Genomic DNA, 13883 nt, shown 5'->3' with positions numbered 1-13883 from the left:
TCAATTGAAAAGGGAGTCTATTAATTCAAACTATTCAGTGGATTGGTGATTGTTGCCTTTGAAACTTTTTTGGTTTTTCTAAATTTTGCATCAATCACCAATCAATCAATCGTTTCATGAAAAATCAGTTATTATTTTGTTTTCTATTCCTATCTGCTTTTGGCTATAGCCAAAAGAAAGTCTTACAAACTAAATTCATTTCGGAAAAAATTGAAATCGATGGAAAATTAGACGAGAATACATGGCAGACAGCTGCAATAGCCAATGATTTCATCATGTTTGACCCAGACAACGGCAAAGCGATTCCAGAAAATAAGAGAACTGAAGTAAAAGTTTTATACGACAATGACGCCATATATATTGGAGCCATTATGTATGATGAAAATCCGGGAAAAATTTTAAGAGAAATTACCCAGCGGGATAATTTTGGTACTTCTGACCTTTTTGGTGTTTTTATAAATGGGTTTAATGATGGACAACAAGATTTTCAGTTTTTTGTCAATGCCGCAGATGGACAAGCCGATTGCATTACCACAGATACTAATGGAGAGGATTATTCTTGGGACGCCGTTTGGAAAAGCAAAGCCGTAATTATGGATAAAGGCTGGGTTGTAGAAATGAGAATTCCATACGCCGCATTGCGTTTTTCTGGCGAGAATAAACAAACCTGGGGACTTAATTTTTTCAGGGAAATTAGACGGGATCGTCATAAATATACTTGGAATTTCATTGATTCAAAACTGGGAACTTTCACCCAACAAACAGGGATTTTAGAGGGAATTGAAAATATAAAACCTCCCACCCGACTCTTCCTTTTGCCGTATTCTTCCTTTTATGTAAATGCTAATGCACAACAAAAAACATACGGAACTCTCAAAGGCGGATTAGATTTGAAGTATGGAATAAACGATGCTTTTACGCTGGATATGATTCTTATTCCTGATTTTGGACAAACAAAATACGATGATCAAATTCTGAATTTAGGACCATTTGAACAACAATTTAACGAGAACAGACCTTTTTTTACAGAGGGAACCGATTTGTTTAGTAAAGGAAATTTGGTTTATTCGAGACGAATTGGGGGAAACCCAATCAATTATCCGACCGCGGAAGCCAATGAAGAAATTATTGACAACCCAGCAAGTGTTAATCTTATCAATGCATTAAAAGTTTCCGGAAGAACCAAAAATGGATTGGGAATAGGAATATTGAATGCCGTTACCGAAAAAACTTCAGCATCTATTCGAAATAATGACACGCAAGAAGTAAGAAAAGAAGTAGTCGAACCTCTTGCAAACTACAATGTTTTGGTACTGGATCAACGCTTTCGCAAAAATTCCTCCGTTGCGTTTGTGAATACAAATGTGACCCGAAACGGAAGTTTTCGTGATGGAAATGTAACGGCATTAGTTTGGGATTTGAATACCAAGAAAAACACCTACAACCTTGCCGGTGATTTCAAGTACAGTTACATCAATGGTGTTGAGGATAAAAAAGGTATTAATTCCCAATTGAATTTCTCTGAAACCAGTGGTAAATTTCGTTATGGAGTTGGGGCTGATATCACCACAAAAGATTTTGATAATAATGATTTAGGAATCAATTTTGAGACTAATTATTACAGTCTATATGGTAACACCAGTTATAGAATCCTTAATCCTACGAAGTATTTTAACACTTTCAATGCCAGAATAAACGCTTATTCACAATTTCAAAAAGAAACAGGCAAATTACAAACGGGCAATATTAACTTTCAGATTAATTCGAATACCAAAAAAAATCATTACTTCGGAATAGGTTTCGATGCAAATCCGGTAGAAACCTATGATTATTATGAACCAAGAGTTGCTGATAGATACGTTATAAGACCTAGTAAACTTGGAGGATTTATTTATATTTCAACCAATTACAATAATAGTTTCGCCATTGATTTTAATCCATCTTACGCCGTTTTTGACGAGGCAGGAAGAAATTCATATGGTTTTTCTCTTGGTCCGAGATACCGTTTTAGCGATAAATTATCGTTGAATTATAATTTCAATTTTTTCAGGCAAAATAATAACAAAGGCTACATTGACAGTATTAATGAAGACCTAAATTTGGCTACGCCAAATACAATACTTTTCGCGAATAGAAATGTTATTACCTATTCGAATACGCTTTCGGGAAAATATTCGCTGAACAGCCAAATGACTTTTAATATTTCGTTACGCCATTATTGGTCTTATGCGGAGAATAAAAATACTTTATCATTAGAACAAAACGGCAGACTTATGGATTTTGCAGGATATACTGACAACAAAAACTCTAGTTTTTATTCCTGGAATGCTGATTTGTCTTATACTTGGTGGTTTGCACCAGGAAGTCAGGTTTCTGTTTTGTATCGAAACAATGCTGGTGCTTTTGAAAGAAACATCAATAAAGAATTTAGAGAGAACTTCACCAATTTATTGAATAATGACGCATTGAGTCATGTTTTCTCGATCAGTGTGCGCTATTTTATAGATTATAATGAAGTGAAGAATAAATTCTAAATGCATAAACCTTAAAAAAGGTAACTTTCCACAACAAAATAATCATTATTTGTTATGCTTAGCCTCTGAATCTATAATAGTGATTTTGATTCACTTGAAGATTTTTAGAAATACTTTATCTTTGCTTAAAATAAATTTGCAATGAATAAAAAAGTAATTCTTATGATTTTGGACGGTTGGGGAAAATCTCCTGACCCAAAAGTTTCTGCTATCGATAATGCCAATGTTCCATTTATTAATAGTCTTTATAGAAATTATCCAAGTGCTCAACTTAGAACTGACGGATTAAATGTTGGTCTTCCTGAAGGGCAAATGGGAAACAGTGAAGTAGGTCACATGAATCTTGGCGCAGGCCGAATTGTATATCAGGATTTAGCCAAAATTAACCTTGCCGTAGCACACGACACTTTGGCGAAGGAGCAAGTTTTAGTTGATGCCTTCACGTATGCTAAAATACACAATAAAAAGTACACTTTTTAGGTCTGGTTTCAGATGGAGGCGTACACTCTCATACATCTCATTTGCGTGGATTGATTGACGCAACACAACAACATGGTTTACAAAAAGTTTTTGTTCATGCCTTTACTGACGGTCGTGATGTAGATCCAAAATCCGGAAAGCATTATATTCAGGATTTACAGGATTACATTGCTAATACTACCGTAAAACTGGCTTCGGTTGTGGGACGTTATTATGCGATGGACCGCGACAGACGTTGGGAAAGAGTAAAACTTGCCTACGATTTATTGGTAAACGGAATTGGAACACATTCAACAAATGCAGTGGCTTCCATCGAGGATAGTTATGAAGTTAATGTAACGGATGAATTTATTCACCCAACGGTTATTGTGGATGAAAATGATAAACCTCTGGCGACAATTGAAGAAGATGACGTGGTTATTTTCTTTAACTTCAGAACGGACAGAGGAAGAGAATTAACCGAAGTATTGACGCAAATGGATTGTCATGAACAAAACATGCACAAACTTAATTTGTATTATGTTACGCTGACTAATTATGACGAAACGTACAAAAACGTAAAAGTAGTTTACAACAAAGATAATATTACGGAAACTCTTGGAGAAGTTTTAGAAAAAGCACACAAAAAGCAAATTCGTATTGCCGAAACGGAGAAATATCCTCACGTAACTTTCTTCTTTTCCGGCGGAAGGGAACAGCCCTTTATTGGCGAGAGCCGCATCTTGAAAAACTCTCCTAAGGTCGCCACTTATGACTTGCAACCGGAAATGAGCGCCTTTGAGTTGACCGATGCTTTGATTCCCGAATTGGAGAAAGAAGAAGTAGATTTTGTTTGTCTTAATTTTGCAAATGGCGATATGGTCGGACATACCGGAATTATGAGTGCTGCGATAAAAGCCTGTGAAGCAGTTGACCAATGTGTCGAAAAAGTAATCACGGCAGCATTAGCCCATAATTATACTACCATCGTAATTGCAGATCACGGGAACTGTGAGACAATGATTAATCCTGATGGAAGTCCAAATACAGCACACACTACAAATCCTGTCCCAATTATTTTAGTGGACAAAGATCTTAGAGTAATTCATGATGGAGTTCTTGGCGATATTGCCCCAACTATTTTAGAATTAATGGGTGTCGAAAAACCGGAGGTAATGACTTGTTATTCTTTACTTTAAATAAAACCAATAAGCAATATTTGAATTGAAAGCTACTCCAAACGAGTAGCTTTTTTTATAAATAAAAGTTAAATTTTCATTGTTAATAGCAATACTATTATTTTTAATATATATTTGTATTAAATTTAAATGTATCACTATAATTAATTAAAAACATGAAAAAAAGTATTCTATTTTTAATGTGTTTAAGTATAGGTCTAAGCACTTATTCGCAAGAAAAACAAGTCAAAAAAAACAAATCAAAAAAAATTGAGATTGATTCCGTACAATGGAAAAAAGAACATTACGTCATTAATAGAGATTCCGCTTATGCAGATCCTAGGATTGGCATAAAGAAATTAATGGGCGGAAACAAACGTTTTATTGAAGGGAGAACAATCAAACCAAGGCAAGACATGAATACCATAAAAAGCCTAGAAAACGGACAGGAACCCTTTGCAACAATTGTAGGCTGTTCAGATTCAAGAGTGCCTAATGAAATGATTTTTGATCAAGGTTTAGGTGATTTATTTATCATCAGAACTGCTGGACAAGTATCTGCTGCGGCATCTTATGGCAGTATGGAATTTGCCGTATTAAAATTAAAAACAAAATTAATTGTAGTGCTGGGACACACAGAATGCGGTGCAGTAGCTGCAGCTGTAGAACGCCCCGAGGATGTACCCGGCCACATTGTAACCCTGATTAATGAAATTAAACCCGCGGTGGCAAAATGTGCACATTTACCTGGGAATCATGTTAATAATGCAGTCCGACAAAATGTTGTTGACCAAGTTAATAACCTGCGCGACCTAGACCCCATTTTACATAAAAAATACTTAAATGGTGAAATATTAATAGTAGGTGCGGTATACGATATCCACACAGGAAAAGTAGAATTCCTACCAGAAACACTAAACAACTTGCCACAGCCAAAAAAGAATACCAAATGAAAAAAATAATATTTATAACACTGTTGTCACTAATGGGCAGCAGTGTTTTTTCACAAAATACTAGATTAAATGACCACAACCAAATAGGATGGTTAGGATATTTTGGGACATTTAAAGTTTCCAATAAATTTAGCTTGCACTCCGAGTACCAGTGGCGAAGAGACAATTATATTGCTGATAAACAGCAAGGATTAATGCGTGTAGGATTGAACTACCAAACCAATCCAAAATTGCAATTACGATTAGGATATGCCTGGATTGAGACCTATCCTTATGGTGATTTTCCAATAAATGGAATGGGAAGAGATTTTACGGAACATAGAATTTTTCAGATGGCTACGCTCACAGATAAAATATCAAAATTTGATCTTTCGCATCGTTTTATGCTCGAACAGCGTTTCATAGGAAGATATACAAATCGTACAATAAGAGTAGAAGATGACTATCTATTCCTTAATCGTTTACGATATATGTTTCGAATTCAAATGCCTTTAAAAGGAAAAGAAATAACAAACAAAACAACATACATTGCCGCCTACAATGAAATACTTATAGGATTTGGAAAAAATGTAAATGAAAATATATTTGATCAAAATCGAATAGGAATTTTACTAGGTTATAAATTCAACAATAATTTTAGAGTTGAAGGCGGTTATATAAATCAAACGGTACAACTTGGAAGAGAAATAGAACAAAGAAATGTATTTCAAAACAATAATGGATTCATAGTAAACACACTAATAAACCTAGACCTTACTAAAAAAAATTAATACTAAAAAATAATTGATTCTTTAGCTTTAGAAAAGTATAATAAGACATACGCTATTACTTAAAATCAAATTTGTGGAATAAATTTTTGTTTGCAAGAAAACCACAATTTATTGGAAATATGGATTCTTAAAACCAAGGATTAATGATGCCCTGAGCTCGATTAGAAAGAGGCTTTTACTGTTTAAATTAGGCGGTTTCGAATTTTAAAGAAGAAATTTTTGAGCAATTAATCAACATTTTGCCGCAAAATATCATCATATCTTGAAAATATCGTTTAGTTAAACTATTAACTTTCGGATATTTATAAGCAAATGATTTTCAACTTTAGCAATTTTTTTTTAATGATAAATCGAGTTCAGGTTAATTACTGAACAAGAAGCAAAAGCATGCGTTTCTTAAAAAAAAGTTAAAATCACATAATCAATAGCATTACTATTAATTATGTGATTACTTTTGTTGAATAATCTAAAAAAATAAAATGAAAACGAACTTAATTTTGGCATTTTTAATCGTCTTTTCAAATGCATTATTTGGTCAAATTAAGCCTGATCAAAGTAAAGATTACAATAATTTAGAAGAAGCTCTGAAGAATCCTGAAATGATTTACAGACTAGATCTGAGTAATCAAACAGTTAAATTAGATACTATAAATTGGACAAAGTTTACTAATCTTACCTATCTAAGTCTTAAAAATGATCATCTGAAGGAAATACCAATTGGCATTACTACTCTAAAATCTTTAAAAACAATTGATTTAAGTGGAAATGATTTCAATATATTACCTAGTGATTTTTCTAATTTGACCGAATTAGAAGAGGTGTTTTTAAATGATGAAAAGAAAATGAATTTGCCTAAAACGCTGAACATTTTAGCAAAACTGCCAAATTTAAAATCCCTGCATTTAGAAAATGATCACTTAAAATCATTACCAAGTGAACTACTGCGTTTTAAAAATCTAGAAAAATTGTATTTGGGCAATAATGAATTGAAGCAAATCCCAGTTCTCAAAACATTAGATCATTTAAAATATTTAGATTTAAAAAATAATAATATAGAAACTGACATTAGAGATATGAAAAATTTAAACTTTGGCCTAAAAATTAATTTCTAATAATAACCAATAAAACTTATCTTTAATTAAAAATACGTTTTAAATACAAGCAGTGAAACAATAATATAAAATTCCTTTTTGTCTCTCAAGTATATCATCAAAATTTTAAAAATGAACACTATTTTAGCAAATATAACAATAACAGTCAACGATCAACTTTACGTCAAGAATCCTGAAACTTCTTCTTTAGGAAAAAAAATAATTGAGCATAGTATTTTAATGATAGATGAAATAGGTTTTGAAAATTTTACGTTCAAAAAGCTTGGTGAAAAAATTGGTTCAAATGAAAGTTCAATCTATAGATACTTTGAAAGTAAGCATAAACTATTATTATATTTATCCTCGTGGTATTGGGGCTGGATGGAGTATAAATTAGTGTTTGCAACTAATAATTTATCTGTACCATTGGAGAAATTAAAAAAAGCTATTACTATTTTAACGGAAAAAATTGAAGATGATTTTACAACCGCCCATATCAACGAATCTATTCTAAACAAAATAATAATTGCCGAATTCACAAAAACATTGCTAACAAAAGACGTTGACGAGGAAAATAAAATTGGTTTTTTCTTAGTGTATAAAAGAGTAATCAATAGAGTTATAGAAATGATACAAGTGGTAAATCCTGATTATAAATATGCAAAAAGTTTAGCCTCATCAATAGTCGAAGGCGCATTACACCAGCATTTTTTAAAGGACCATTTAAAAACAATTACAAATTGTAATGAAACTATTTCACCAACCGATTTCTACATTGATTTAGTTGAACGAATTACAAAATAAGATATTATGAAAATTTCTCCATTAAAACGTTTTTACAATTTACTTGAATTAGATAAAAAAGATGTTTATCAAATATTTTTCTACGCCATTTTTGCCGGATTAATCAGTTTGTCTTTACCCCTGGGTATTCAGGCGATCATCAACTTTATACAATCCGGAAGAGTAAGCGCCTCTTGGATTGTTTTAATTATTTTGGTGATTTTTGGTGTTGCATTAGTGGGTATTTTATCCTTGATGCAATTGCGAATCACTGAAAATTTACAACAAAAAATATTTGTTCGCGCCTCATTTGAATTTGCAGCCCGTTTGCCCAAAATAAAAATGGATCAATTGTACAATTCCTATCCACCGGAATTAGCCAATCGATTTTTTGACGCGATGACTATCCAAAAAGGAACTTCCAAGCTGCTAACCGATTTCTCAGCAGCATTATTGCAAATTGCTTTCGGAGTAATTTTACTGTCTTTGTATCATCCTTACTTTATAATATTTGGAGTACTACTATTTTTTCTTTTGTATTTTATTTTCAGATTTTCTTTTAAATCGGGTTTGGAAACAAGTTTGAAAGAATCAAAATTCAAATATAAAGTAGCAGGCTGGTTACAAGAATTAGCTCGGAATAATTACAGTTTCAAAAATGACCTTCACTACAATTTTGGACTCCAAAAAAACAACAATATAGCGGCTGCTTACTTGAATTATCGCGAAAAACATTTCAATGTTATCCAAAGACAATTTACCCAATTAATCATTTTTAAAATTTTAATAACTGGTGGCTTATTGTCTATTGGAGGTTTTTTGGTACTTTCAGAACAAATGAATATTGGCCAATTCGTAGCGGCAGAAATCATTATTTTATTAGTTATAACTTCTGTCGAAAAAATTATCATTGGACTTGAAACATTCTACGATGTACTGACCTCAATTGAAAAAATTGGTCAAGTGACTGACATGGAATTAGAAGACGATACCGCATTTAACAGCGATACTTGCTATGCTAATATTTCATTGGAAATAGAAAATCTTACGTTTAAATTTCCAGATTCAAACAAGGAAATATTAAGTAATTTATCTCTTAAAATAGAACAGGGAGAAAAAATAGCAATTGAAGGACCTAATGGTTCTGGGAAAACAACCCTAATTCGCATATTGTCCGGTTTATTGCAACCTACATCTGGTACTTTTTACATTAATGACGATACGTATAGAAAAATTAACCTGAAGCAATATCGTTCGCAAATTGGCGGTATTATTCACGGTGAAACACCATTTGAAGGAACGCTGTTAGAAAACATTACGTTCAATGACAGCTCAATAACAACTGAAAATCTAAAATGGGCTATTGAAGGAGTCCAACTTTCCAGCTTTGTAAAAACGCTGCCGAAGGGTCTCGAAACACGCATTTTTCCGGAAGGCAAGCAATTGTCATCTTCAGATGCTGAAAAAGTACTGTTAGCTAGAAGTATCATACACAAACCAAAAATCCTTTTTTATGAAGATCCTACGGACATGATGGACATTAAAGTTGCTAATGAAATTATTGATTTCCTTACATCCGAAAAGAACAACTGGACGATAATAGTTTCCTCAAAAAACCCATATTGGAAAACCAAATGCAGTCGTATTATCACTATGGAAAATGGAACTATTCAACTTGATTTAAAAAATAAATAGTCATGCTAAACATCTCTGACAATAAAACAAAACTGCCGAAATTAGATCGTTTTAGTACGGTGAAAAACCTGGTAAACAGACCACACTATAAAATTTTAAATAAAATTATTGTAGGGGTTTCAATTATTGGTATAATAGCACTTTTCCTGCCTTGGACACAAAACATTTCAGGTAGCGGAAGCGTTACCACCTTAAGACCTGACCAAAGACCACAGTCCATTCAGAGTGTGATTTCTGGGCGACTTGAAAAATGGTATGTTCAAGAAGGTGATTTTGTAAAGAAAGGCGACACGATTCTATTCATTTCAGAAATAAAAGAGGATTATATGGATCCAAATTTAGTTCAAAATACAAAGAATCAAATAGATGCAAAAAAACAATCTTTACAATCGTACGGTTCAAAAGTAAGTACGCTTACCGGGCAAATTCAGAACATTGAAAGAGAAAAAGTTTTGAAACTGGAACAAGCGCAAAATAAAATCAAACAATCCGTTTTGAAAATAAAGAGCGACAGTATAGATTTAGTTGCCGTAAGAACCCAGCTAAAGATAGCCAATACGCAATACAATCGTTCTGTTCAACTGAATAAGGAAGGACTGAAACCGCTTACTGATATTGAAGAAAAAAGACTGAAATTACAAGAAGTAGAAGCGAAAATTATCACTCAAGAAAACAAATTTTTAACGAGTAAAAACGAATTTATCAATGCCAAAGTTGAAATAAACAGAATAAGCGCAGAGTATGCAGAAAAGGTATCAAAAGCCAACAGTGACAAATTTACAGCGCTTAGCAGTCAGTACGACACTGATGCGCAAGTGAATAAACTTGAAAATCAGTATGCAAATTACAGCATTCGCAATGGAATGTATTATATCAAAGCCTCGCAAAACGGCTACATCAACAGGGCATTGCAGTCCGGTATAGGAGAAACCATCAAAGAAGGAACGCCAATTGCAACCATAATGCCTTCAAAATATGATATTGCCGTAGAAACTTTTGTAAACCCAATTGACCTGCCGCTATTACGCAAGGGAGAAAAAGTCAGAGTGTGGTTTGATGGCTGGCCAACAATTGTATTCTCCGGATGGCCAAACATGTCATACGGTACCTTTGGCGGTGAAATTGTAGCCATTGAAAATTTCATTAGCGTCAATGGAAAATATCGGGTCTTAATATCACCTGATAAAAATGATGAAAAATGGCCCAATCAACTGAGTATTGGAGCTGGAGCGCAAACTATTGCTTTACTAGAAAATGTGCCAGTATGGTTTGAATTGTGGAGATCCTTGAACGGATTCCCTCCTAATTATTACAAACCTGCGGTAAAACCAACAACAGATAAAAAATAATGAAACAACTATTTTTAGCATTTTTATTTTTGAGTTTTGCTGCAACTGCCCAAGATATCGCCTCAAAAGAACTTACCTACAACGAGTTTTTGGGTTATGTGAAAAAGTACCATCCCTTGGTTAAGAATGCCAATTTGGAAATCAATAAAGCACAAGCAAATTTGATGATGGCCCGAGGTGGATTTGATCCAAAAATCGAGGTCGATTTCAGCAAAAAACAATTCAAAGACAAAGAGTATTATTCCATTTTGAACAGCAGTTTCAAAATCCCAACTTGGTACGGAATCGAGATTAAAGCGGGTTTTGACAATAGTGACGGCGTATACTTGAATCCGCAAAACACACTTCCCAATCAAGGATTAACTTCCTTAGGAGTGACCGTTCCACTTGGACAAGGACTGTTTATCAACCAAAGAATGGCTGATGTAAGAAAGGCAAAAATGCAAATGCAATTGAGTCAGGCAGAACGAAAACTTCAGGCTATTGCAGTTTTGTATGATGCTTCGCAGGCCTATTTTAATTGGAAAAAAAACTTCAATGAAGTGCAGTTGTATGAAGAATATAATAAAAATGCACAAATTAGATTTAAAGGAATTCAATCTTTAATCAATCAAGGTGACAAACCCTCAATTGATAGTGTTGAGGCCGGAATTATTGTAAAAAACAGAAAACTGAGCTTGGAAGATTCGAATCTGAAATTGGCTAAAGCCAAATTAGAACTCGCTAATTTTCTTTGGTTGGAAAACAATATTCCGCTAGAATTATCCGATGAGTTGATTCCTGAAACCCAATTGGAATTCACGATTCAGGAAAGTTTAAAAACAAATGATTTATTGAATACGGATTTCTCCATCACCAATCATCCAAAAATTAATGCATTACAAAGCAAAATTGACATGCTCAATGTAGAACGAAAACTGAAAGCCAACATGCTTTTGCCAAAAATTGATGTCGGTTACTCCTATATTTCAGAACCCAGCTATATTGATAATTATCAGTTTGAGGATTATAAAATTGGATTGGATTTTTACTTCCCTTTATTTCTTCGAAAAGAACGCGGAAGTTTGAAACTAGCGAAGTATAAAGTACAGGAAACTGAATTTACATTGGATTTAGAAAAAGTACAACTGACCAATAAAATAAATGCACAAAGGATGGAAATTGAATCCTTGCTAAGACAAAAGGAACTAATCAAAGGTTTGGTTCAGGATAATCTCACGATGTTAAATTCAGAGGAAAGATTATTTTCTTTTGGAGAAAGTTCCTTATTTTTAATTAACACCAGAGAGAATAATTTAGTTAGTGCACAGCTTTCAAAGATAGCTTTGGAGAACCGTTTTTACATTTCAAATTCAGAGCTTTTTAAAATAATGGCTAATCCGGATTAAATAATTTATAAAATTGTACTTTTGCAAACTGAAAATTCGAAATTATGATTATAGTAAAATCACGTGAAGAAATAGAATTAATGCGCGAAAGTGCCTTAATCGTATCAAAAACATTAGGAATGATTGCTTCTGAAATAAAAGAAGGAGTTACGACTTTATACCTGGATAAATTAGCCGAAACATTCATTCGTGACCATGGAGCTGAACCAAGTTTTCTTGGATTATATGGCTTCCCAAATTCACTTTGCATGAGTCCAAACGCACAAGTAGTTCATGGAATCCCAAACAATACACCTTTAAAAAGTGGTGATGTAATCTCCGTAGATTGTGGCGCATATAAAAATGGATACCATGGCGATCATGCTTATTCTTTTGAAATAGGTGAAGTCGCTCCTGAAACAAAAAAATTATTGCAGGTAACCAAAGAATCTTTATATGTTGGAATCCGCGAATTCAAATTAGGAAATCGTGTAGAAGACGTAGGAAATGCAATTCAAAAATATACAGAAGCGCATGGTTATGGCGTTGTTCGTGAATTAGTAGGTCATGGCGTAGGACAAAAAATGCATGAAGATCCTGAAATGCCTAATTATGGTAAAAAAGGAAGAGGAAAACTTTTTGTAGAAGGAATGGTTGTCGCTATTGAACCGATGATTAATATGGGAACCCGAAACATCAAACAATTAAAAGACGGCTGGACAATCCTTACTGCCGATGGAAAACCAAGTGCGCATTTTGAGCATGATGTTGCGATTATTGATGGAAAACCAGAGATTTTATCGACTTTTGGATACATCTACAAAGCGTTAGGAATTGTGAGTGATGAAGAAGATGAGTTTAGACAAACACCTTTAGTGCTGTAATGAAAAAACTATTTAAACTTGTACTCAATACTATTCCGCGTCCTATACTTATTCGTTTAAGTTATGTAGCGCGTCCTATTATTGCTTTTTCATTAAGAGGAACTAATTTCACCGACCCAATCGATGGAAAAAGCTTCAAATCGATGTTGCCTTATGGGTACGAAACACAAAGAAATAATGTGCTTTCGCCAAGTACACTTTCCCTGGAAAGACATCGTTTATTGTGGTTGTATTTAAATAACGAAACTGACTTTTTTACTTCGGCAGCAAAAAAGAAAGTATTGCATTTTGCGCCAGAACAAGCTTTTTATAAATTGTTTAGAAACCAGAAAAATCTGGACTATACAACAACGGATTTGTTTTCACCGTTGGCGGATGTAAAAGCTGATATTTGTAATTTGCCTTTTGAAGACAATCAATATGATGTTATTCTGTGCAATCATGTTTTAGAACACATTCCGGATGACACGAAAGCCATGCAGGAATTGTATCGGGTTTTGAAACCAGGCGGAATGGCTATTTTACAAATTCCGCAGGATTTATCCAGAGCAACAACTTTTGCCGATGATTCCATTACAGATCAAAAAGAACGAGCTAAAATCTTTGGTCAATACGATCACGTTCGTATTTATGGCCGTGATTATTTTGACAAATTACGAAGCATTGGGTTTAAAGTAATTGAAGAAGATTACACAAATAAAATTGCACCTGAATTAGTAGAGAAATATTGTTTAGCCAAAGGGGAAATTATTCCGGTTTGTTTTAAATAATTCACACTATAAAAAAACCTGCTAAAGTTTATTTTAGCAGGTTTTTAGTT

General features: G+C 33.6%; 10 protein-coding genes and 1 pseudogene. All 11 read left to right on the top strand.

Features of this window, described 5'->3' with window-relative positions:
• The first annotated feature begins 116 nt into the window (after nucleotides 1-116).
• The 11 genes and pseudogenes from CLV00_RS06790 to CLV00_RS06740 all read left to right on the top strand — a co-directional run bounded on the left by CLV00_RS06790 (nucleotide 117) and on the right by CLV00_RS06740 (nucleotide 13833).
• Nucleotides 117-2534 (top strand): DUF5916 domain-containing protein, encoded by a 2418-nt coding sequence (locus CLV00_RS06790; protein WP_099714415.1) that lies wholly within the window; start codon nucleotides 117-119, stop codon nucleotides 2532-2534.
• Between the two features lie 141 nt (nucleotides 2535-2675).
• Nucleotides 2676-4192: pseudogene (gpmI, locus tag CLV00_RS06785) on the top strand (2,3-bisphosphoglycerate-independent phosphoglycerate mutase).
• A gap of 155 nt (nucleotides 4193-4347) precedes the next feature.
• A complete protein-coding gene (locus CLV00_RS06780; RefSeq protein WP_199074764.1) occupies nucleotides 4348-5124 on the top strand; it encodes a carbonic anhydrase in 777 nt (258 codons plus the stop codon).
• A complete protein-coding gene (locus CLV00_RS06775; RefSeq protein WP_099714414.1) occupies nucleotides 5121-5894 on the top strand; it encodes a DUF2490 domain-containing protein in 774 nt (257 codons plus the stop codon). Before CLV00_RS06780 ends, CLV00_RS06775 begins: the two co-directional genes overlap by 4 nt.
• Nucleotides 5895-6373: 479 nt before the next feature.
• Entirely contained in the window at nucleotides 6374-7006 is a 633-nt protein-coding gene (locus CLV00_RS06770; RefSeq protein WP_099714413.1) for a leucine-rich repeat domain-containing protein, read from the top strand.
• 111 nt (nucleotides 7007-7117) lie between these two features.
• Nucleotides 7118-7789 (top strand): TetR/AcrR family transcriptional regulator, encoded by a 672-nt coding sequence (locus tag CLV00_RS06765; protein WP_099714412.1) that lies wholly within the window; start codon nucleotides 7118-7120, stop codon nucleotides 7787-7789.
• A gap of 12 nt (nucleotides 7790-7801) precedes the next feature.
• Nucleotides 7802-9463 carry a peptidase domain-containing ABC transporter gene (locus CLV00_RS06760; RefSeq protein WP_099716264.1) on the top strand — a complete coding sequence of 554 codons (1662 nt, stop codon included), beginning with the start codon at nucleotides 7802-7804 and terminating at the stop codon, nucleotides 9461-9463.
• Between the two features lie 2 nt (nucleotides 9464-9465).
• Nucleotides 9466-10812, top strand: coding sequence for an HlyD family secretion protein (locus CLV00_RS06755; protein WP_099714411.1), 1347 nt, complete (start codon nucleotides 9466-9468; stop codon nucleotides 10810-10812).
• Nucleotides 10812-12200: a TolC family protein gene (locus CLV00_RS06750; protein ID WP_099714410.1), complete on the top strand. Its 1389-nt coding sequence runs from the start codon at nucleotides 10812-10814 to the stop codon at nucleotides 12198-12200. Before CLV00_RS06755 ends, CLV00_RS06750 begins: the two co-directional genes overlap by 1 nt.
• Nucleotides 12201-12244: 44 nt before the next feature.
• The gene (map, locus tag CLV00_RS06745) at nucleotides 12245-13063 is read left to right on the top strand and encodes a type I methionyl aminopeptidase (RefSeq protein ID WP_099714409.1); all 819 of its coding nucleotides are present in this window, start codon (nucleotides 12245-12247) and stop codon (nucleotides 13061-13063) included.
• Nucleotides 13063-13833, top strand: coding sequence for a class I SAM-dependent methyltransferase (locus CLV00_RS06740; protein WP_099714408.1), 771 nt, complete (start codon nucleotides 13063-13065; stop codon nucleotides 13831-13833). The genes map and CLV00_RS06740 overlap by 1 nt, the downstream gene beginning before the upstream one ends.
• Nucleotides 13834-13883 lie beyond the last annotated feature (50 nt).

The sequence above is a fragment of the Flavobacterium sp. 11 genome (genome assembly GCF_002754315.1).
In the GTDB taxonomy this organism is placed as follows: Bacteria; Bacteroidota; Bacteroidia; order Flavobacteriales; family Flavobacteriaceae; genus Flavobacterium; species Flavobacterium algoritolerans.
This window is presented reverse-complemented; position numbering and strand designations above follow the sequence as displayed.

Bases quoted from the DNA above. Each gene is read 5' to 3' on its own strand.
- CLV00_RS06750 (WP_099714410.1), top strand. From the start codon at position 10,812: ATGAAACAACTATTTTTAGCATTTTTATTTTTGAGTTTTGCTGCAACT.
- CLV00_RS06765 (WP_099714412.1), top strand. From the start codon at position 7,118: ATGAACACTATTTTAGCAAATATAACAATAACAGTCAACGATCAACTT.
- CLV00_RS06775 (WP_099714414.1), top strand. From the start codon at position 5,121: ATGAAAAAAATAATATTTATAACACTGTTGTCACTAATGGGCAGCAGT.
- map (WP_099714409.1), top strand. From the start codon at position 12,245: ATGATTATAGTAAAATCACGTGAAGAAATAGAATTAATGCGCGAAAGT.
- CLV00_RS06790 (WP_099714415.1), top strand. From the start codon at position 117: ATGAAAAATCAGTTATTATTTTGTTTTCTATTCCTATCTGCTTTTGGC.
- CLV00_RS06755 (WP_099714411.1), top strand. From the start codon at position 9,466: ATGCTAAACATCTCTGACAATAAAACAAAACTGCCGAAATTAGATCGT.
- CLV00_RS06780 (WP_199074764.1), top strand. From the start codon at position 4,348: ATGAAAAAAAGTATTCTATTTTTAATGTGTTTAAGTATAGGTCTAAGC.
- CLV00_RS06770 (WP_099714413.1), top strand. From the start codon at position 6,374: ATGAAAACGAACTTAATTTTGGCATTTTTAATCGTCTTTTCAAATGCA.
- CLV00_RS06740 (WP_099714408.1), top strand. From the start codon at position 13,063: ATGAAAAAACTATTTAAACTTGTACTCAATACTATTCCGCGTCCTATA.